Genomic DNA, 18,995 nt, shown 5'->3' on the forward strand with positions numbered 1-18,995 from the left:
GCCGCCATGTTCGCCAGCCTCCATCGCCGCAGCCGGGACGAGCGCGGGTCAGTGACCATCCAGATGGTCTTCCTGATGCCCGCGCTCTTCCTGCTGATGTTCCTCGGCCTCCAGGGCGCCCTGTACTACCACGCGAAGCAGGTAGCGCTCGCGGCCGCGCAAGAGGGCGCCCGCGAGGCAGGCAGCGAGACCGGCAGCCGCGACGCCGGTGTGGCCACGGCGAACACGTTCCTCCAGGACGCCGGCGGATCCGACGTGATGAGCTCCACCACCGTCTCCGGATCACGGACCACGACCACCGCCACGGTCACCGTCACCGGCAAGTCCATGAGCGTGATCCCCGGCTGGCACGTCACCGTCACCCAGAGCGCCAGCGTCCCGGTCGAAAGGCTGACGGAATGACCCCGTGGGTTCACGATTCCCAACGACGGCGCCGGGACGAGCGCGGATCGGTGGCCATCGAGGCCGCGATCGGCGTCCCGGCCTTCGGGCTTTTCGTGGCGATGATCATTCTCGGCGGCCGCGTGGAGATCGCCAACCAGGCAGTGGACGCAGCCGCCTACGAGGCAGCCCGCGCGGCCTCGATCGAGCGGACCCAGAGTGAGGCGATCAGCTCCGGAAAGTCCGCGGCCACCAGCAGCCTGAACGACCAGGGTCTGCAGTGCACGACCACCAACATCACGGTCAACGCCGCGGCGTTCAACGCCCCGTTGGGAACCACCGGTCAAGTGACCGCCACCGTGACCTGCAAGGTCGACGTCGCGGACCTGAGCATCCCCGGCCTCCGCGGCACTCGGACGATCACCGCGACCGCCAGCAGCCCCGTCGACGCCTACCGGGAGCGCCGATGATGAGCCACCGCATCCGAAGCCTCACGACGCGGCGCTCGCGCGATGAGCGCGGCTCCATCAGCGTCTGGTTCGCGACTGCGTCCTTCGCGATGATCATCCTCGTCGGGATGGCCGTCGACCTCGGTGGCAAGGTCCACACCCAGCAGCAGGCCCGCAGCGCGGCATCCCAGGCCGCCCGCACCGGCGCCCAGGAGGTCCAGGGCTCGACTGCGGTGCGCGGCGAGGACCTCCGCGTCGACATCTACGCAGCCAAGGCGGCTGCCTTGGACTACCTCCACGCCGCCGGCGTGGAGGGAACCGCGCGCGTCGTCGACGGCGACACCCTGATCGTCACCACCACCGACACCTACACCAGCAAGTTCCTCGGGATCATCGGCCTGGACACCATGCAGGTCACCGGGGAGGCGTCCGCGCGGCTCATCCGCGCCGAAGGAGGCATCGAGAGATGACTACGCCCACCCATCCCTCCCTGGGCCAGCGACTCACCGGCCTCGCGGCCTCGGTCGCCGTGCTCGGCATCGTCCTCGGGCTGCCCGCACTGTTCCTCGCGATCGGTGCCAGCCCCATCCCGGACCAGATCCCCACCCTGGACGGCATCAAGAACGCGCTTCTGGCGCCCGACGACGGCACGCTCGTCCTCGGCCTGTTCAAGGTGATCGGCTGGGTCGCGTGGGCCTTCATGGCGCTGAGCCTGGTCGTGGAGGCCATGGCACGGCTCCGCAAGGTCCAGGCGCCCCAGCTGCCGGGCCTGGGTCGGCCGCAGGCCGCAGCCCGTGGCCTGATCGGCTTTGCGGCGTTGCTGTTCATCGCCGCACCCATCGCCGCGCAGGCATCCACGATCAGCTCGGCCGCTGCGGCCCCGGTGGCGGTGGGACACGTCACCGCCGGTGCCGTCGACCAGGCGCCTGCCCAGCAGGATGTCAAGGTCGAGACGAAGCAGGAGCGCAAGGGCCCCAAGACCGTCGACCACGCGGTGAAGGCGGGGGAGAGCCTTTGGTCGATCGCCGAGGACCACTTCGGCGACGGCGCCCGCTACAAGGAGCTCGTCGAGCTCAATCGCGATCTCCTCGGCGAGCAGCCGAGCTTCCTCGAGCCCGGATGGGTCCTCAATCTGCCCGCGCTCAACGACGGGGGTCCGGCGCACGACTACACCGTGCAGCCCACTGACACTCTCAGCGAGATCGCCCAAGAGCAGCTCGGCGACGCCGACCGCTGGCCCGAGATCTACCAGGCCTCCACCGGCATCACCCAGCCCGGCGGGGCCCAGCTGACCGACCCCGACGTCATCGACATCGGCTGGAAGCTCAACATCCCCGGCGCCGAGACACCCGCTAGCCCCGAGGACCAGCAGCCGGTCGACCCGCCGGCCGAAGAGAAGCCTCCGGTCGACCCACCGGCCGAGGAGGAGCCTCCCGTCGTCCCGGAGTCCGAGGTGCCCGAGACGGCCGTGCCCGACGTCGCACCCCCCCAGGCCGAGGAGCCCACTGCACCGGCCGCGGAAGTCGACCAGGTCGACGACGCTGACGACTCGATCCTCGACGCGCCGTGGGTCCTCGCTGGTCTGACCGGCGGGGGCGTCCTGCTGTCCGGAGCACTGCTCATGGCCCTGCGGTCTCGTCGCCGCGCCGGATACCGGAACCGGCCGCCCGGCCGCGCGATCGCCGCCCCGCCTCCGGAGCTCGCGCCGGTCGAGATGACCCTGAACGCAACCGGTGCCGCGGCCGCGGCAACCGTGGAGTTCGCCGACGAAGCGCTGCGCCGGCTCGCGGCCGCCGTCGGCGCGCAGGGCACCACGATGCCGCCGCTCGCGGCCGTAGAGCTCGCGGACGGCAAGCTGACCCTGCATCTCAGCGCGCCGGCCGCCGTCCCGGCCCCCTGGGTAGGCAGCCCGGACCAGACCCACTGGCACGTCAGCACGGACACCGCCGTCGACGAGCTCGGCCCCGACACCGGCAACGTTGAGCCGCCTTATCCGCTCCTGGCCACCATCGGCATGAGCGACACCGGCGAGACGTGGCTGCTCAACTGCGAGGAGCTGTCCACCCTCACCATCAGCGGCGACCCGACCTACAGCCGGGACTTCGCCCGCCACCTCGCCGCGCAGCTGGCCTTCAACCCGTGGTCGCGGCGCGTGCAGGTCGACTGCATCGGTGTGGCTGAGGAAGCCGTCGCCATGGACGAGCGGATCAGCTACTACCCGACCGGAGCAGCCGGGTCGCCCGCGACCGCCGAAGCCCTCGCGGCCGCCGTCACCACGGTCGACCGAGCCAAGCGACACAACACCGACGTGTCCACGGCACGCACCGGTACCGTCGACGACGACACCTGGCCCGCCCGGATGCTGCTGCTCGACGCGGCAGCCGGAGAACCCGATGACCTCGAGCAGCTGCTGCAGCTGGTCAACGACCACGTCGGGCAGTCCGCCACCTCCATCGTCGTCGCCGGCGAACGCCCCAACACGCTGGGCGCCGTCCTGCACATGACGAACACCGGCCGCGTCGTCCTCGAACACGCCGGCCTTAACCTCATCGCCGTCGGCCTCACCAGCGACGAGGCCCGCGGCTGCGCCCTGGTCTACGCACATAGCGACACCCCGGAGTACGTCGACATGCCCGTGGACGAGACTGCCACCGACGGCTGGGAGGCCTACACCGACTCTTCTGGCGCCCTGCGCCGCGAGTACACCCTGCCCCGCAGCACCCCCGCCGGCGCCGTCGACGAGCCACTGGCCTCCCTCCTGGATGGCGACGACGAGGACTACATTCGCGAGAGCCCGGTCGTCCAGGAGGACCTCGACGCGCTCGCGCCCAAGGTCCCCGACCACGTCCGCGCCGAGGTCGAGAAGAAGGATCCCACCCTCGACCAGGACATCGCCGACTGGTTCTCCACCGACTGCAAACGGCCCCGACTCACCCTGCTCGGCCCCGTCACGGCCCGCGCCTACGGCAAGCCCCTGGCCAAGCGCAAGGACTACTTCATCGAGCTCCTCGCCTACCTCGCGCTGCACCGCGAGAACGGTGCTACCCGCGAGCAGATCGAAACGGCCTTCTCCATCTCCGATGGCAAGGTGCGCGACTACACCAACATCGTCCGCGACTGGCTCGGCACCAACCCCCAAACCGGTGAGAAGCACCTGCCCTACGCCGACAAGGCACCCGCCAAGAAGCTCACCGGCGTCAACGTCTACCAGGTCGACGACGGCCTGCTCGTCGACCTCGACCTGTTCAGGCGGCTCCGCAAGCGCGGCCAGGCACGAGGAGGAGCCGAAGGTCTCGCGGACCTCTGCGCCGCCCTCGAGCTCGTCGGAGAGGCCCCGCCGTTCAGCCAGAAGCGGGTAGACGGCTGGGAGTGGTTGATCCAGGAGAACAACCGCGTTGATCAGATGGCCCCGCGCTGGATCGCCGACGTCGCGCTCATCGTCGTCACAGAGGCGCTGGCCGCCGACGACCTGGTCAAGGCCCGCTCCGCGGCCTACGTCGTCAACCGGGTCGACTCCGACGCAGAGAGCACCCGCCTGTGCCTGGCGCACGTCTTGAAGGCCGAGGGCGACCAACTTGAGGCCGACCGGATCCTCCGCGAGGAGATCTGCAACCGGTCCGACGACGGCGACGCCCCGTTGGAACTGTCGGAGCGTACGAAGACCATCATCAGTACCCACGGCTGGCTCGCGAGCTGACTCGGGAAGGGAGCACCCAGCACATGACCACGTTCAACCAGGAACTCACCGGCCGCTACGTCGCGGCCGGCGGCGACCGACCCGACCTCGACGCCCGCCGCGTAGCCCGGGCCGTCTTCGTCCGCGACACCGTCCGCGCCCTCTACAACGCCGACAAGAAGTTCGGCATCGACCCAGCCGACAACGGCTCGCTGGCCGAGCTCGTCGACGCCGCCGAAGAACACCTCGAGCACATCGCCGACGACGTCAGCCAGCGATCCGTCATGGCGCCACCCAACACAGGAGGAGACACCGAATGAGGAAGCACCACTCCGTACTTGGGGGAGTGGCCCTCGCCCTCTCCCTGACCCTCACGGGCTGCTCGGACGACGGCACCGAACCCGACGCCACCGACACGCCCACCGCGACACCGAGCGAGACGCCCACCAGCGCCTCGCCCACGCCGAAGACCACCGAGGAGAAGGCAGCGGCCCAGCTGCAGACCTACCTCGAGGTCCGCGACGTTGCCTATGCGAAGCGGACCATCGACTTCAAGACCCTCAATCCCGTCGCGACCGGAGGGGAGTTCCTTGAACTGCAGGAGGCGGTCGTGGACATGACGATGGCTGACGTCACCAAGACCGGGAACTACGTCCACACGATCGGGGAACCGCGCAATCGCGGCAACTCGATCGAGATCACGGACTGCGAGGACCGCTCGGGAGTCACCGTGAAGGTCAAGGGCAAGGTCCGCACGCCCGACTACAAGGCACCGGACGGCAACCCTCTCCGCAACCCGGCGCCGGTGAAGTACACGCTGGTCAAGGACAAGGGCACATGGAAGGTGTCCGAATCTGATCTGCTCTGGGACCAGTCATGCTGAGGCGCCTTCTTGCGCTGCTGGCGATGCTGGGCGCGTCGTTCGTAGTCGTAGTCGCCGTGGCGCCCTCTGCGATCGCTGACTGTGACGTCGACGAAGAGACCGGCGAAGTCGTGTGCGAAGACGAAGACGATGGCAACGACGGGGGCACCCACACGGGCGGCTCCTCGACCTGCAAGTACGACGGGAAAGAGATTCCGTGCACAGGTCCTGAGGGGTCGGTGTGGAGCAGCAAGTACGGGTGCTGGATCGGGGAGAGGGGCCCGGACGACTTGGTCCCACCCGAGGGTCAGACCAAGGAGGACGGCTGGTGGCATGTCTGCTACTTCCCGCCGCCGGGATCGTCGTGGGAGTACATGTGGATCTTGACCGGCGAGGTCGGCATCGACCCGGTGGTCCTCGCCCAGCGAGCGATCGCCTCGATGAACCTGGACCCGATCGAGATCGGCATCGTTCCCGAGTCCGCAGCTAACCGCGCCGGCCTGGTCGGCCTGCCGGTGTGGATGTGGGTCGACCAGCCGACTGACGTCACGTTCGGTCCGATCAGTGCGTCCGCGAGCGAAGGAACGGTCTCGGTCAGCGCAACGGCCAACGTCTCCAGCATCGTGTGGGACATGGGGGACGGGACGAAGGTGAACTGCACCGGCAAGGGCACGCCGTACGCCGATCACTACGGCAAGCAGGCCTCCCCGACCTGCGGGCACCGCTACGCGAAGATGTCGGACGACCAGCCCGACGGGGCGTACCAGGTCACCGCCACCAGCCACTGGGTCGTCGAGTGGACCGGTGGCGGTCAGTCCGGAACCATCGAGTTCGACCTGACCACCGAGCCGCTCCCGATCCGCATCGGGGAGGCCCAGGTGCTCACGCAGTGAGCGGCTTCGGCAACGCGTGCCAACTTCTGCCAGACGCCGGTTAGCGGAGCTCGCCTTCATCCCGTAGGTCGGCGACATTGCGAATGTCACCTTCCTGATACACGGATCTGTGTAATGTTCCTGATACATCAAGCACGGGGATCGAGGAACGAGCGAGCATGGCAGAACCGACCGCGGCAACCGTGACGGCGACGACCGCACGCATCGTCTGGGACACGGCGGACAAGTTCCTGCGGGACGTGGTCGAGGAAGAGGACTACGGGGACTTCATCCTGCCGTTCACCGTGCTCCGCCGCCTGGAGTGCATGCTCGCCGGCACGAAGGAAGAGGTGACCAAGTTCGTCGCCTCGCTAGGCGCCCTTCCCCCGCATCTGATCGACATCGCGGTCAAGGACAAGTTCGGGCTGAGCTTCTACAACGTCTCGCCGCTCGACCTCGCCACCATCGCTTCGGTCGACGACAACGTCGACAAGTCGTTGCAGAGTTACGTGGCAGGGTTCTCGCACAACATCGCGGACATCTGGGTCGCCTTCGACTTCGCCAGGCGAGCGAAGATCCTCGCCGACGCCAACCGCCTGCACGCCGTGGTCAAGCACTTTTCGACCCTCGACCTCTCCCCGGCCGGCCTCGCCGACACCGCAATGGGCGACGTCTTCGAGGACGTCATGTATCGCGCCTTCAACAAGAAGGGCAAGGCCGCGGGGGCCTTCTACACCCCGCGCGATGCGATCAGGCTCATGGTCGACATCCTCATCACCAACGACGACGACACGCTCGCCGGCGAGAACGCCCTCCGCTCGATCTATGACCCGACCGCAGGGTCAGGCGGCATGCTGCTCGTTGCTCAGGACGCGCTGAGGGACATGAACGAGAAGATCGACATCACGCTCTACGGTCAGGAGCTGATGCCTGCTGCGTTCGGCCTCGGCAAGGCCGACCTGCTCATCCAGGGTGGTCGTCCGGAAGCGATCAAGCAGGGCAACACCCTCGTCGAAGACCTCTACGAGGGCCAGACGTTCGACTACGTGCTCTCCAATCCGCCGTTCGGCAAGGACTGGTCTGCCGACCAGAAATCCGTCCGTGAACAGGCCAAGGTGCCCGGCTCGCGCTTCAGCCACGGTCTGCCGAGCACCACGGACGGCCAGATGCTGTTCCTCGCGCACTGTGCCTCGAAGCTCAGCCCGGCCGACAAGAACGGCCAGGGCGGCCGCGCCGCAGTGGTCTCCAACGCATCGCCTCTGTTCGCGAGTGACAAGGGCCCGAATGCGATCCGCCAGTGGCTGCTCGAAGAAGACCTCATCGATGTGATCGTCGCGCTGCCGAACAGCATGTTCTACGGCACAGGAATCGGGACCTACGTCTGGATCCTCGACCGGAACAAGGATCCGGAGCGCAAGGGAAAGATCCAGCTCATCGACGGCTCCGGACAGTGGAGGTCCATGCGCAAGCCCATGGGCGAGAAGCGCCGAGAGATGAGCAAGAACAACCGGGACGTGGTGCTCGAGGCGTACAAGGCGTTCGAGCATGCCGATCCCACGATCTCGCGCGTGATGACTCCCGAGGACTTCATGTTCCGGGACGTACCCGTCTACAAGCAGGCCCGGTTCGCGACGCGCTTCAGCGATGCGGCCGTCGAGACGCTGCGCGCACGCCGAGACTTCACGGACGGGCACCTCGCGGTTCTGAAGGAGCTTGACGGCACGTCCTGGAACGATCTACCGAAGGTCTTCCCGGAAGCCGCGAGAGCCGCCGGTCTGACGGCCCCGCTCGGCCTCGTCGACGCCGTCATGAAGGCGATGGCGGAGGACGATGACTCCGCGCCACCGGCCGTCGACCGCAAGGGCAAGCCCGTTATCGCCGATGGCTGGAAGATCACCGAACGCGTGCCGCTGAGCGAGGACGTCACCGAGCACATGGAGCGCGAGGTGCTGCCATTCGCGCCCGACGCCCAATGGGACGTGACGAAGGCCAAGCACGCCACCGAGATCCCGTTTACGCGGATCTTCTACGTGCCCGAGGAGCCGCGTCCACTCGCAGAGATCGACGCCGACGTGCAGCGGCTCATGGGTGAACTCGCCACGATGTTCGAGGCGGTCAGGGAGTGAGCGCCCCCTGGCTCGATTCGATGCCATCGACCTGGCGGCAGATTGCCCTTCAGTACCTCGCGACCGTCGGAACCGGATCGAAAGATACGGTCAACGCGGTGGAGGATGGCGAGCACCCGTTCATCGTGCGCTCAGCCGAGCCTCTGGCGATCGATACCTTCACTTTCGACACCGAGGCAATCCTGACGGCAGGCGATGGCGCGGTCGGTGAGATCTTCCATCACATCAAGGGCAAGTTCGATGCTCACCAGCGCGTTTACGTGATCCATGACTTCCAGGGCATCGATGGTCGGTACCTCTACTGGTACTTCTCGTCAGAGTTCCGGCGCGCGGTTTCGTATGGCGGAGCGCAGACCACAGTTGCATCCCTTCGGCGTTCGATGTTCACAACGTTCCCCGTAGCTGTGCCACCGCCGAACGTCCAGCGTCTCATCGCCGACTTCCTCGACCGAGAGACCCGAGAGATCGACGTGATGATCGGCAAGCTGGACGGGCTCGCTGATCAACTGCGAACGCTCCACAGGACGAACCTCGTCGCCCTGGGTCACCAGCTCTGTTCTCCTGGTCCGTCCGCACGCGTCGGACTGCTGTTGACGAAGCGGTCTCGCGCAGTACGTCCAGACGACGGAGTCGTGACAGCGTTCCGGGACGGTCAGGTGGCGCTTCGTTCCCGACGGCGTGAAAAGGGCTTCACCATGTCCTTCAGTGAGGCGGGATACCAAGGCGTCGAGCCGGGGGACTTCGTCTTTCACGGCCTCGACGGCTTCGCAGGTGCGGTGGGAGTCTCGGAGGATCGAGGCAAGGTCAGCCCCGTCTACCACGTGTGCACCGCGACCCCCCTCGCGTCCGAGAGGTTCATGGCGTGGGCGCTGCGAGCGCTGGCCGCGAACGGATTCCTTGAGGCCTATGCCTTCTCCGTCCGTCAGCGGTCCGTCGACTTCCGAAACTGGGCGACCTTCGCCGGGTTGCCGATCACTTACATCCCTCTCGACGAGCAGGTCCGACTCGCCGACCGCCTCGACGAGGTCACCGAGAAGATCGACGCCATGCTGGCGAAGGTCGCCGAGTTGAAAGCACTGCTCATCGAGCGCCGCACCGCGCTCATCACCGACGTGGTGACCGGGCGGAAGGAAGTCGCATGAGCCACGCGCAGCTGATGGAGCTGGAGTTCGAGACCAACCTCTGCACGGAACTCTCCGAACGCGGCTGGCTGTACGAGAGCGACGGCAAGCCGCTCGGCTGGGACGTCGCTCTCGCGATGGTGCCGGACGACGTGCTGCACTGGCTCAGGACTCAGTACCCGGACGAGTACGAGAAGGCCGTGCCTGGCGACCTGATCGACGGGCAGAAGACCGACGCTGAGCGCAAGCTGCTCCAGCACATCACCAAGGAGCTCGCCAAGGCCACGAGGATGGACCCGACCACGGGTCATCCGGTGGGCGGGCTGCTGGGCGTGCTGCGCAAGGGCTTCACCTACGCCCAGGTCGGTCGACCGGCGGCGAAGTTCGGGCCGATGATGGCGTTCCCGCCGGCGAACCCCAACCTCACCGAGGTAGTCGAGGCGGCTGCATCGGTCCGCCTGCGGATCCTTCGCCAAGTTCGCTTCGACACCACGAGCACCGAGACTCTCGACGTCGTGCTCACCGCCAACGGCCTCCCCGTGGCGACGTTGGAGCTGAAGACCGACAACACCCAGACGGTCAACCACGCGATCCGGCAGTACAAGGAGGACCGCAAGCCCGGGAAGAACCGCCCGTTGCTCACGCCAGGCCGCGCTCTCGTGCACTTCGCGGTGTCCAACGACCTCGTATACATGACCACGAAGCTCGAGGGTGGGGACACGGTGTTCCTGCCCTTCAACCAGGGCAACGAAGGGCACGAAGGTAACCCGCCGTCGGGCACCGGCTCCTCGACGAACTACCTGTGGCGCGAGATCCTCGCCCGCCCGATGTTCATGCGCATCCTCAAGGACTTCGCGCTCTTCGAGCCGGGCAAGTCGGGCAGGAGGGACGAGGGCCGCCTGGTCTTCCCGCGGTTCCACCAGCTGCGCGCCGTCGAGCGGGTGGTCGCCGACATCGACGCGAACGGCACTGGCAAGCGCTACCTGATCTGGCACTCGGCCGGCTCGGGGAAGACGAAGACGATCGCGTGGCTTAGCCACAGGCTGATCCGCCACATGAACGCCGAGTCCAAGTCGACCTTCGACTCCGTCATCGTCGTCACCGATCGCACCGTGCTCGACGAGAACATCCGCGATGACATGACCTTGGTCCAGTCGAGCAAGGGGCTCGTCGTCGCCGTCGGAGAGAAGTCCGGGGCTAAGTCGCCGCAGCTGAAGAAGGCACTGCTCGAGGGCGACCACATCATCACCTGCACCCTGCAGACCTTCCCCGAGGTCATGAAGCTGATTGAGGACACCCAGGAGCTGCGGGGCAGGCACTGGGCGGTCGTGGCCGACGAGGCGCACTCGTCGCAGTCCGGGGCAACCGCGCGCCAGCTCAAGGAGCTGCTCGCCGACGTCGAGCTCGACGCCAACGAGGACGACATCGGCGCTGACGACCTGCTGCGGGCCAAGGACTCGGCCATCGCCGCGTCCAGCAACATCACCTTCATCGCGCTCACCGCGACCCCGAAGGCGAAGACGCTGCGCTTGTTCGGCACTGAGAGTGACGGCCGCTGGGAGGCCTTCGACACCTACACGATGGCGCAGGCGATCGAGGAAGGCTTCATCCTCGACGTGCTCACGAACTACTCGACCTACGACATGTTCCTCCGAGTGAAGAGCACGCTCGAGGGCGACGAGTCCGAGAGCGAGATCCACGTCAACACTGGCGAGGCGGTCACCAACATCGTTCGCTACGCGCGCCTCCACCCGACCGCGATCGCGCAGAAGGTCCGCGTCGTCATCGAGCACTTCCGGCGGAACGTCATGCACATGCTCGGCGGCGAGGCGAAGGCGATGGTCGTGACGAGCTCGCGCATCGAGGCGCTCAGCTGGTCGAGGAAGATGGACGACTACATCGCGGCCCAGGGCTACAACGACATGAGCACGCTGGTCGCGTTCTCCGGTTCGCTCACCGACGAGGCCGGCGAGACGGTCACCGAGGTCTCGCTCAACGCTCGCAGCGACGTTGGCAAGGCGTTCCGCGAGGAGGGCATCTACAAGGTCCTCATCGTCGCCAACAAGTTCCAGACCGGCTTCGACGAACCGCGCCTCCTGGCCATGTACGTCGACAAGAAGCTCTCTGGCGTCGCCACGGTGCAGACGCTCTCGCGGCTGAACCGAATCTACCCGGGCAAGACCGCGCCGATGGTCGTCGACTTCCGCAACACTCCGGCAAGCGTCCAGGAGGACTTCAAGCTCTACTACTCCGACGCCCACGTCGACGGGGATGTCGATCCCAACGCGCTCTACACGATCGGCGAACGGCTCGACACCGCGGGGCTCTATTCCCACAAGGAGATGGACGCGGTCGCTGACGCCTTCCTGGGCGATGCCGGTGGAGAGGCCATCGCAAAGGTCCTCTCGCCAATCAAAAACCGCTGGACGGGTCAATGGCGGCAGGCGGTGCTGTCCAAGGACAAGGCTCAGAAGGAGACGCTCGATTCCTTCCGCGCCGACGTGCTCGGATACCGCAATGCCTGGCAATTCCTCAGCCAGATCGTCGACTACCAGGACCCCGAGCTGCACCGCCGCGCGATCCTCGCCACGCTATTAGCGCGCAATCTCCACACCGACGGCAGTGCCTACGACGACAGCTACCTCGACGGCGTGCAACTCTCGGGAGTGAAGTTCGTGCCGTCGGCCATCGGTGAGGATCACTCGCTGAGCGAGGGCGGCGTCGATGGGATCAAGCTCCCGGGCTTCGACGGTGAATACAAGGGCGCGTCTGCGCCCAAGCGCGGTCCGCTCGACGAGGCCATCGACAAAGTCAACGAGATGTTCCAGGCCAAGGGCGTCGACGTGAGCCCGGAGAGCGTGTCCGGCTTCATCACGACGTTCTGGGGATTCCTCGATGCGAACGACGAGGCCGTGGCGATGGCGACGAACAACACCGTCGCCCAGCTCAAGGCATCCGAGGGATTCGGCAGCGCCGTCGGGTTGGCCGTGCTCAAGACGTGCCAGGAGTCGCAGGAGATCCAGTCGTACATGACGGACCCCGCGTTCATCACCGAGATCGCGAACATCGCTGCGGATGCACTGCACTCACGGCATCACCGTGCCTCAGATGGGAGCGCGCCGGAGACGTCGGAGTCATGAGCGTCGAGGAGCAGTCGCGACCGTCCTTCGGCCAGATCATCAGGGAGGCCCGCAAGAAGCGCGGGTGGTCGCAAGGGCAGCTTGGACAGAAGTCAGGGCTGTCTCGCCCGACGATCGCTCGCGTCGAAGCCGACAGCGACGTCACGACAGCCACCATCGGCAAGATCGCTCAAGCACTCGGGCTCACGCTCGAGCTGACCGACCGCGGCTGAAAATTTGGGCCGGCCGACCTCAGCCTGAGCGTGGGCCGGCACCTCCGGGCAGGGGTATGCATCAGCGATGCGTGGATTGCGAACTCATCGATCATGGGGCAAACGACTGGCGAGGAGGACGTCAGCGAACTGCTCCCTGGCTCGGGCCAGATCGAGGCTGCCGCCGTGCAGCCGTGAGAGCAGCTCCTCGACCGGGAGTCTCCACAGGTATCCGTGACGGGAGAAGTACCAGCCGACCGCACGAATCCGCTGCCGGTCGGTGGTGTCGGCCAGCAGATAGCCCAGGAGTTGCCACACAGTGATCTTGTTCAGCGCGGGGGTCTTCACGGTCTTCAGCTCGAGCAGTGTGCCATCGACGATGAGGTCCGCGTCCGCGCCGCCGAGGTCACTGCTGCGGTCGAAGGTGGGGTTGGAGACCACTTGCTGGTGGTGGCCGGCGAGTTCGGGCTGGCTCTCGGTGAACAGCAGAGTCAAGGTGGCGACGTCATTGACGAGCCGATCGTCGACGAGTCCCAAGAGTTCGTCCAGCCCGGCGTGGGGGCCGGCAAGGAGGAGCGGGTGTTGGGTCAGGTACGACTCCGGGACGCGGTAAAGCTGTTCGTAAAGCGCTAAGAGCCCACACAGCCTGGCGGCCCTCGTAGACGAAGGGTGCGCGCCTGCCTCGCTAGCGCCGCTCGGTCTGGTCTGGATGTCGGCGACAGCTTCAACCAGTTCGGTCCATGCGGCTGGTGACGACGGCTTGTGCCAGCGGCGCCTGAGATTTCTGGCACCCGCCGCGGCGACAAATCCGGCCGGATCCTGGGGGGCCAGTAGGAGTCGGATTCGGTAGTCGAAGGCTGTTCCGGCCGCACCCCAGTCGAATTGGCTGTCCCCTGCCAGCTCGGCTCCTGGCAACACCTTGGGCTGGCCTGGGTTGAACCGGTCGAGCGTGACAAGCGACTGGGATCGGCCGTCGATCGTGATCGACGAGGCGGGGACTGAGGTCGCCGCGAATCGGACCTCTTTGACGTGGGGGTACGTGACCTCGAAGTGACGACGGACCGCGCTCTCAGGATCGTCGAGGTGCCTCGTCAGCGACATGTTGTCGACGCTACGCGCTGGCGCCGAGCTTCGACTGATAAGTCCAGGGGTCCAGTTCTGTTGGAACAAGTGTCGGGTCGTTCAAGGTTCGTCGCATCTCGACAAAGTCAGGTGTCGAGATGCAGCGAAGATTGACCGACGTTCCGGTCCGATCGTTGACGAAGTGAGTGCCATCCAGGGTGGCCGTCAAAGTAGGTGCGCCGATCTGCGGCCTTATCAGCATCAGCGCACAGATCGTCCCGCCGGCCCCCGTGGAGGTTGTCGAGCAGGTCCCAGCGCGGCAGGACACGGAGCGCCCGCCGTCCCCGTCGTCGGCCTCTAGCGGCGACTCGTCCACCTGATCAACGCGACGACGTAGCGCGCTACCAGGCCGACCACCGCCCTGACCGCTATCGACCCGTTGGTGGGGGCGTCGGCGACGGTCTGAGCCAAGGGGATCCGCTGGTCCCCGTGGGCCACGAGCTTCTCGTAGACGCAGGCGGGGCTGGTGGTGGTCTGAACGTGCTCGAGTCGGTGGGTGGTGAGGCTGAAGCGGAGCGGTCCGGGCTCGCCGAACTTCGACGGTGCCACCACGAGGGAGACGAACAGTGCCAGCTGCGAGGCCATGACCGAGGCCGACAGCATCGCCACGTTCTGCTTCCCGGGCACGGGCTGGCCGGACCTCTCGATGTAGGTCGGGTCATCGAACAACCCGAGTCGGTCGCGGGCGACTTGCGCGGGATCGAGCTGGCCGTTGCACTGCAGGCAGGGACGGCCGGGTCGGACGATGTGGGTGCGGACTGTGGCGTTACGCATCTGCCCGGTCTCGAAGGTGTCGATCCCGATCCCGCCGTCGATGACCGGGATCAGGTCGGTGTACGCGATCTGGTTGAGGACGGCCCTGGGCCATGGCCGGTCGACGCAGGAGAAGATCACGTCGTAGTCCAGAACCGTGCTCTGGCCCCGGGTGCTGGTGACGTCGAGCTGGTGGCGGCCGAACTCGAAGGAGGCGGCAGTCGCCGCGCTGCGGCACGCTCGCTCGGCGACGTCGGCCTTGGGGACCCGGAGCCGGGCGTCACGGCGGGTCGCGGCGACCAGGCGGTCGCGGTTCACCTCCTTGACGACGTCGAAGTCGATCACCGCGACCTTCTCGATCCCGGTCGCGGCCAGCCGGATAGCCACGTCCATACCCACGCTGCCGGCACCGACCACCAGGACACGCAGACGCGCCATGTCGGCCTGCGGGCGCTCGCCCCATGCCGAAACGGTGCGCAGCTGGCTGGGCATCGGGGCTGGGACCGGGACCAACCGGTCGTTCCAGCTGACCTCGAGCCGTGCGCCCAGGACCCGGACACTCTCGGCGTCGACGTGGTCCACGGCGCTTCCGGCGGCACTCCAGCGGCGGGCCGACCACGTGTGGTCCTTGCCGGCGAGGGTTATTCCGACCAGCGGCTGGCCGGTGACCTGCTCGACCAGTTGGGCATAGGACGCCTCGGCGTCGGCGTCGAGGTCGCTGAGCTCCTGCCAACCGCGGCCGCCGGGGTGGGAGTGGAGGATCACCACGCCCAGACCGAGGTTGCGGGCTTGGCGTGCGACTCGCAGGACGTACCGGCCGGTGACGCTGGCGTTGCCGTGGACCTTCCGCTCTCCCTCGAGGGGAAGGCACGCGTCGCGGAGCAGCGCCGTGTCGCGCTCGGCACCTGTGGAAGGTGCGTACATGGCCAGGCAGAGGTCCTCCTGGCCGTCGGAGCGGATCAGGTGCCGCGTCAGGGTCTCGTCGAATGCCTTGGTCATCGCGACCGAGAAACGCCGCGGGGTCATGCGGTAGCTCCGGCGATCACGCTGCGCACGTGGGAGAGCCAGGCCATGCCGTGGTTGATCTCCTGCGCCCAGCCCTTGATGTCGCGGGAGTGACCGACCCAGCCGGGGTGGGGCGAGGCCCCGGTGTTCGACGCCGGGATGGTGACGTCGGCTGGGAGGTGCACCCAGTGGGGCGGGGTCGCTGGCCACAGCTGCGCCTCGGACTCGGCCACGCCGCTCTCGACCGGCTGGCCGGCGCGGGCACCGTGGGTGGGAGTGAGGGTGTAGGTGAGTAAACCGTGACGGAGCACGGGTGCTGCGCCGAGCGCTTCCAGGCACCTCACCATGGCGTCGATTCCGTGCTCCATCCCGGACTCCTCAGGCCACCGGGGCGCTGGCGCGCACCGTGACGAAGTCGTCGCCGTCCTGGACGATGACCTGCTGGTCGTCCTTGAACGCCCCACCATCGCCGTGCAGCTTGGCCAGGTCGTACATCGCCGGGTCCAGGCCCGCGAGGGTGAGGATGGCGCCGGCGGTCTGGTGCTTCTCGTTCACCGTGAACTCGACGTTATCGACGGTGAAGGTGATGGTTTGGGGCGGCTTCTTGTCGTTGGTCATGACTGTTCTCCTTGCTGACTTGCTCGTGGTTGATTGCTCGTACGCATGGGTGATGTCGTAGGGCACGGTGGTGCGGAGGTGAGGCTGGTCTACTTCTCGTTGCGGACGCCCTTGTGCTGCCGCGGGCTGCCGTTGAGGATCCGGCCAGTCTTCGAGTCCCGCTTGAACCAGGTGCCCTTGACCTTGAACTCGCTGCGCCCCTTGACCGCGCCGACGCGGTGGCCCTTGCCGGTGTTCTTCGCCATCTGTGGTGTCGTCTCCTGCCCGAGAGTCGTCGGGGCGGTCCCGGCGTCCTCTCAGCAGGTAGTCGAGGCGGAGGCGAAGCCTGTTAGCGGCACTCCTCGCACAGGCCGTTGACGAGCAGGTTCGGGCGGAACATCAAGAAACAGCCGCCGGCACACATGATCAGCTCGTCCTGCTGGCGCTCGCAGCGACACTTTCCACACTCCGGGCAGTGCGCCTCGTCGCAGGTCGTGCACGGGTATCCACGGACCTTCTGGGTCTGCCCGCAGCAGTGGATCTCGCGTTCTGGCCGCTGATCGAACTCACGCGCCGTGTTGGGGTGGAACCTTTCGGCGCCCCACAGGTCAGTGTCGGCGAGCACGGCGATCCACCGTCCGCGGACCTCGACGGCGTCGAGGTAGAAGTCGGCCCGCTCGCCCCACGGCATCGCCCAGAAGCTGCGCCTCCGGATGGATCCGCCTGCGCGAACGTGGTGGAGCGGGTGGCCAGCCGGGACGTCCTGTCCGGGCCACGGGTAGACCTTGGGCCAGCCCCGTTCCGGGTCTGGGCGGATGCTCGCGTAGGCCACGACTGCCGGATCCGGGGGGCCGGGGTGTTCGACGATCACTACGGCGCCGAGCCCTGGCAGTCGCGCGGCGAGGGCGATCGCACACGCGGGGATGCTGGCGTTGCTGTGCTCATAGAGGTCGAGGACGTGCCGGGCCTGCACGGGCCCGGCCTGGACGACCTGGTCGATGGACGACTGGGTCAACAGCAGCCGTTGGGCGATGCCGTCGCAGACCGTCTCGAGCTCCTGGTTCGGTTCAGGCTGCTCGAAGAGCCAGTCGTAGACCGGCGGGGTCTGGGTCACCAGCCAGTGGCCCAGCTCGTGGGCCAGGGTGAAGTTCTCCCGGCGGCTGTAGGGAGTGGGCGCAAAGAGGATCACCCGGTCCTGGAGGAAGGAGACGCCGTCGCAGGCCCCGCCATCACCGCGTCGCTGCGCGAGGTGCGGGGCCTGCTGGACCTTCAGGTCAAGTCCGTCGCGGAGCACCGTGATCGGGTCGGCGGCGAATCCGACGCGAACTTGCGGCGTGAGAACCGCGAGGGCGGCCTCGACGCACTCCTCGATCGTTCTCATTGGCCCTGGTTCGCCTCCAGGGCGCGGACGAGCTCCTCCACCGACGCCAGCATCTGCTCCTTGTCGGGCTCGTCTCCACGGTGAACCGTGGCCAGCATCCGTGACTGCAGGGCCGATACCGCCATGGTTGGGGACATCCGTTGGATCTGCGCGAACCGCTGAGCGAGGTCACGAAAGCGTGGTGTTGCTGCGACATCCTCGGCCACCGCGCGGAGCGTGTTTGGCTTCGGCTCAGCCTTTGCAACCAGACGATCAGGGTCGATGCGCACCTCTTCGGCGATCGCCTTGATCAGCGCCGGGGGAACGTCCGGCGCGGCACGTGTTTGCCACCGGAACACGTCGGTGGTGTCCACCTGCCACCCGCGTGCACTCAGTCGGGCCGCCAACGCCGTGGGCTTGACGCTGCTTGCCTTGCAGGCGCGCACGAGAGCGGCGGCGTCGAGCTGGAAGCCGGGGTCCGGCACCACGCCCAGCATCGCGGCGACGGGATCCTCCTCCAGGGGAGGGGCGGTGTGTGCTGCCTCCCACACCAGGTCGCCGGCATCGAGCAGCGCCCGGATCTGCTCGCGCTGGTCGCCGTCGAGTCGCATGAGCATCTGCTCGCGCCGCGGGCCAGGTGGTTCTTCCAGCAGTTGCTCCAGCAGTCGGTCGGTCTCTTCGTTCATAGGTCCACCTCCTTCGCCCCCAAGATCTTGATCAATTCCTTCCTCGCCTTCGCCGAGATCTGCCTGACCCGGGAGCTGGACACCCCGAGCTCGTCGGCGACCTCCTGGGAGGACCGCTCCAGCCCCGCGCACTGCCACAGAACGTGGGCCGCCTGGTGGTCCCATGCCTCCAGTTCGACCAGCGCATCCTGCACGGTCTGCACCCTGTGGTGACGTCCGATCAGCTCAACGACACCGGAAGCGGGGTCGTCTTCGACCTGGTCGCCGCCGTGCCGCTCGTCCTCGAGGGGGGTGGCCTCGTCGATCACGAGCTGTTCGTGACGGTGCGCGGCCGACTTCCACAGGTCCCGGATCTTGTTCTGGACCGCTCGGACCAAGAACGCCTCCCAGTTGCGCACCTCCTGGCGTGGTGGGTTCTTGACCATCGACATCATCACCTCACCGATCACGTCCTCGGCCCGGTTGTGCCGATCGGTGCGCAGCATGCCGAAGGCGAGGCGGTACATGGTTTCGCGGTGCTCCAGGTACACCGCAGCGAGGTCCGGGCCGACACTGGGCGCCTCGGCCTTTGATGCCTGTTGTTGTGGTTCCATTCTCAACCCCTCGAGGGCCCTCGGATCTCGAATGCTAGTTCTGGCAGGTAGTCGAGGCCGG

The 18,995-nt window shown here is 67.0% G+C and carries 19 protein-coding genes; 11 read left to right on the plus strand and 8 right to left on the minus strand.

Annotated features, from left to right (window positions below):
- Positions 1-6 precede the first annotated feature (6 nt).
- From IEX47_RS02250 to IEX47_RS02300, 11 genes are all read left to right on the plus strand, one after another.
- Positions 7-402: a TadE/TadG family type IV pilus assembly protein gene (locus tag IEX47_RS02250; RefSeq protein WP_188782345.1), complete on the plus strand. Its 396-nt coding sequence runs from the start codon at positions 7-9 to the stop codon at positions 400-402.
- Positions 399-851: a TadE/TadG family type IV pilus assembly protein gene (locus IEX47_RS02255; protein ID WP_188782346.1), complete on the plus strand. Its 453-nt coding sequence runs from the start codon at positions 399-401 to the stop codon at positions 849-851. The genes IEX47_RS02250 and IEX47_RS02255 overlap by 4 nt, the downstream gene beginning before the upstream one ends.
- Positions 851-1,300 (plus strand): TadE/TadG family type IV pilus assembly protein, encoded by a 450-nt coding sequence (locus IEX47_RS02260; protein WP_229662554.1) that lies wholly within the window; start codon positions 851-853, stop codon positions 1,298-1,300. The genes IEX47_RS02255 and IEX47_RS02260 overlap by 1 nt, the downstream gene beginning before the upstream one ends.
- Positions 1,297-4,527 (plus strand): LysM peptidoglycan-binding domain-containing protein, encoded by a 3,231-nt coding sequence (locus tag IEX47_RS02265; protein WP_188782348.1) that lies wholly within the window; start codon positions 1,297-1,299, stop codon positions 4,525-4,527. The genes IEX47_RS02260 and IEX47_RS02265 overlap by 4 nt, the downstream gene beginning before the upstream one ends.
- A 23-nt stretch (positions 4,528-4,550) precedes the next feature.
- Positions 4,551-4,826 carry a hypothetical protein gene (locus tag IEX47_RS02270; protein WP_188782349.1) on the plus strand — a complete coding sequence of 92 codons (276 nt, stop codon included), beginning with the start codon at positions 4,551-4,553 and terminating at the stop codon, positions 4,824-4,826.
- Complete coding sequence (locus IEX47_RS02275) at positions 4,823-5,389, plus strand: hypothetical protein (protein ID WP_188782350.1); 567 nt, start codon at positions 4,823-4,825, stop codon at positions 5,387-5,389. Before IEX47_RS02270 ends, IEX47_RS02275 begins: the two co-directional genes overlap by 4 nt.
- Positions 5,390-5,658: 269 nt before the next feature.
- Positions 5,659-6,261, plus strand: coding sequence for an ATP/GTP-binding protein (locus tag IEX47_RS02280; protein ID WP_188782351.1), 603 nt, complete (start codon positions 5,659-5,661; stop codon positions 6,259-6,261).
- A 158-nt stretch (positions 6,262-6,419) separates the two neighbouring features.
- A complete protein-coding gene (locus tag IEX47_RS02285; protein WP_188782352.1) occupies positions 6,420-8,366 on the plus strand; it encodes a type I restriction-modification system subunit M in 1,947 nt (648 codons plus the stop codon).
- Positions 8,363-9,508, plus strand: a complete 1,146-nt coding sequence (locus tag IEX47_RS02290; RefSeq protein ID WP_188782353.1) for a restriction endonuclease subunit S — start codon at positions 8,363-8,365, stop codon at positions 9,506-9,508. Before IEX47_RS02285 ends, IEX47_RS02290 begins: the two co-directional genes overlap by 4 nt.
- Positions 9,505-12,627, plus strand: a complete 3,123-nt coding sequence (locus tag IEX47_RS02295; RefSeq protein ID WP_188782354.1) for a type I restriction endonuclease subunit R — start codon at positions 9,505-9,507, stop codon at positions 12,625-12,627. The genes IEX47_RS02290 and IEX47_RS02295 overlap by 4 nt, the downstream gene beginning before the upstream one ends.
- Entirely contained in the window at positions 12,624-12,839 is a 216-nt protein-coding gene (locus IEX47_RS02300; protein WP_188782355.1) for a helix-turn-helix domain-containing protein, read from the plus strand. The genes IEX47_RS02295 and IEX47_RS02300 overlap by 4 nt, the downstream gene beginning before the upstream one ends.
- 84 nt (positions 12,840-12,923) lie before the next feature.
- Here IEX47_RS02300 and IEX47_RS02305 read toward each other — a convergent pair whose 3' ends face one another.
- The 8 genes from IEX47_RS02305 to IEX47_RS02340 form a co-directional block, all read right to left on the minus strand.
- Positions 12,924-13,919, minus strand: a complete 996-nt coding sequence (locus IEX47_RS02305; protein WP_188782356.1) for a hypothetical protein — start codon at positions 13,917-13,919, stop codon at positions 12,924-12,926.
- A 318-nt stretch (positions 13,920-14,237) separates the two neighbouring features.
- Positions 14,238-15,719: a HesA/MoeB/ThiF family protein gene (locus tag IEX47_RS02310; protein ID WP_188782357.1), complete on the minus strand. Its 1,482-nt coding sequence runs from the start codon at positions 15,717-15,719 to the stop codon at positions 14,238-14,240.
- The gene (locus IEX47_RS02315) at positions 15,716-16,066 is read right to left on the minus strand and encodes a hypothetical protein (protein WP_188782358.1); all 351 of its coding nucleotides are present in this window, start codon (positions 16,064-16,066) and stop codon (positions 15,716-15,718) included. The genes IEX47_RS02310 and IEX47_RS02315 overlap by 4 nt, the downstream gene beginning before the upstream one ends.
- A gap of 10 nt (positions 16,067-16,076) precedes the next feature.
- A complete protein-coding gene (locus tag IEX47_RS02320) occupies positions 16,077-16,316 on the minus strand; it encodes a hypothetical protein (protein ID WP_188782359.1) in 240 nt (79 codons plus the stop codon).
- 89 nt (positions 16,317-16,405) lie between these two features.
- Positions 16,406-16,561, minus strand: coding sequence for a hypothetical protein (locus IEX47_RS02325; protein WP_188782360.1), 156 nt, complete (start codon positions 16,559-16,561; stop codon positions 16,406-16,408).
- 83 nt (positions 16,562-16,644) lie between these two features.
- The gene (locus IEX47_RS02330) at positions 16,645-17,676 is read right to left on the minus strand and encodes an ImmA/IrrE family metallo-endopeptidase (RefSeq protein ID WP_188782361.1); all 1,032 of its coding nucleotides are present in this window, start codon (positions 17,674-17,676) and stop codon (positions 16,645-16,647) included.
- Positions 17,673-18,341 carry a hypothetical protein gene (locus IEX47_RS02335; RefSeq protein ID WP_188782362.1) on the minus strand — a complete coding sequence of 223 codons (669 nt, stop codon included), beginning with the start codon at positions 18,339-18,341 and terminating at the stop codon, positions 17,673-17,675. Before IEX47_RS02335 ends, IEX47_RS02330 begins: the two co-directional genes overlap by 4 nt.
- A complete protein-coding gene (locus IEX47_RS02340; RefSeq protein WP_188782363.1) occupies positions 18,338-18,934 on the minus strand; it encodes a sigma-70 family RNA polymerase sigma factor in 597 nt (198 codons plus the stop codon). Before IEX47_RS02340 ends, IEX47_RS02335 begins: the two co-directional genes overlap by 4 nt.
- Positions 18,935-18,995 lie beyond the last annotated feature (61 nt).

Source organism: Nocardioides phosphati (assembly GCF_014646375.1).
Classification (GTDB): Bacteria; Actinomycetota; Actinomycetes; order Propionibacteriales; family Nocardioidaceae; genus Nocardioides; species Nocardioides phosphati.

What these genes read in the sequence shown, in the direction of transcription:
- IEX47_RS02250 (WP_188782345.1), top strand. Translation starts at nt 7, where the DNA reads ATGTTCGCCAGCCTCCATCGCCGCAGCCGGGACGAGCGCGGGTCAGTG.
- IEX47_RS02255 (WP_188782346.1), top strand. Translation starts at nt 399, where the DNA reads ATGACCCCGTGGGTTCACGATTCCCAACGACGGCGCCGGGACGAGCGC.
- IEX47_RS02260 (WP_229662554.1), top strand. Translation starts at nt 851, where the DNA reads ATGAGCCACCGCATCCGAAGCCTCACGACGCGGCGCTCGCGCGATGAG.
- IEX47_RS02265 (WP_188782348.1), top strand. Translation starts at nt 1,297, where the DNA reads ATGACTACGCCCACCCATCCCTCCCTGGGCCAGCGACTCACCGGCCTC.
- IEX47_RS02270 (WP_188782349.1), top strand. Translation starts at nt 4,551, where the DNA reads ATGACCACGTTCAACCAGGAACTCACCGGCCGCTACGTCGCGGCCGGC.
- IEX47_RS02275 (WP_188782350.1), top strand. Translation starts at nt 4,823, where the DNA reads ATGAGGAAGCACCACTCCGTACTTGGGGGAGTGGCCCTCGCCCTCTCC.
- IEX47_RS02285 (WP_188782352.1), top strand. Translation starts at nt 6,420, where the DNA reads ATGGCAGAACCGACCGCGGCAACCGTGACGGCGACGACCGCACGCATC.
- IEX47_RS02295 (WP_188782354.1), top strand. Translation starts at nt 9,505, where the DNA reads ATGAGCCACGCGCAGCTGATGGAGCTGGAGTTCGAGACCAACCTCTGC.
- IEX47_RS02300 (WP_188782355.1), top strand. Translation starts at nt 12,624, where the DNA reads ATGAGCGTCGAGGAGCAGTCGCGACCGTCCTTCGGCCAGATCATCAGG.
- IEX47_RS02305 (WP_188782356.1), bottom strand. Translation starts at nt 13,919, where the DNA reads ATGTCGCTGACGAGGCACCTCGACGATCCTGAGAGCGCGGTCCGTCGT.
- IEX47_RS02310 (WP_188782357.1), bottom strand. Translation starts at nt 15,719, where the DNA reads ATGACCCCGCGGCGTTTCTCGGTCGCGATGACCAAGGCATTCGACGAG.
- IEX47_RS02315 (WP_188782358.1), bottom strand. Translation starts at nt 16,066, where the DNA reads ATGGAGCACGGAATCGACGCCATGGTGAGGTGCCTGGAAGCGCTCGGC.
- IEX47_RS02320 (WP_188782359.1), bottom strand. Translation starts at nt 16,316, where the DNA reads ATGACCAACGACAAGAAGCCGCCCCAAACCATCACCTTCACCGTCGAT.
- IEX47_RS02325 (WP_188782360.1), bottom strand. Translation starts at nt 16,561, where the DNA reads ATGGCGAAGAACACCGGCAAGGGCCACCGCGTCGGCGCGGTCAAGGGG.
- IEX47_RS02330 (WP_188782361.1), bottom strand. Translation starts at nt 17,676, where the DNA reads ATGAGAACGATCGAGGAGTGCGTCGAGGCCGCCCTCGCGGTTCTCACG.
- IEX47_RS02335 (WP_188782362.1), bottom strand. Translation starts at nt 18,341, where the DNA reads ATGAACGAAGAGACCGACCGACTGCTGGAGCAACTGCTGGAAGAACCA.
- IEX47_RS02340 (WP_188782363.1), bottom strand. Translation starts at nt 18,934, where the DNA reads ATGGAACCACAACAACAGGCATCAAAGGCCGAGGCGCCCAGTGTCGGC.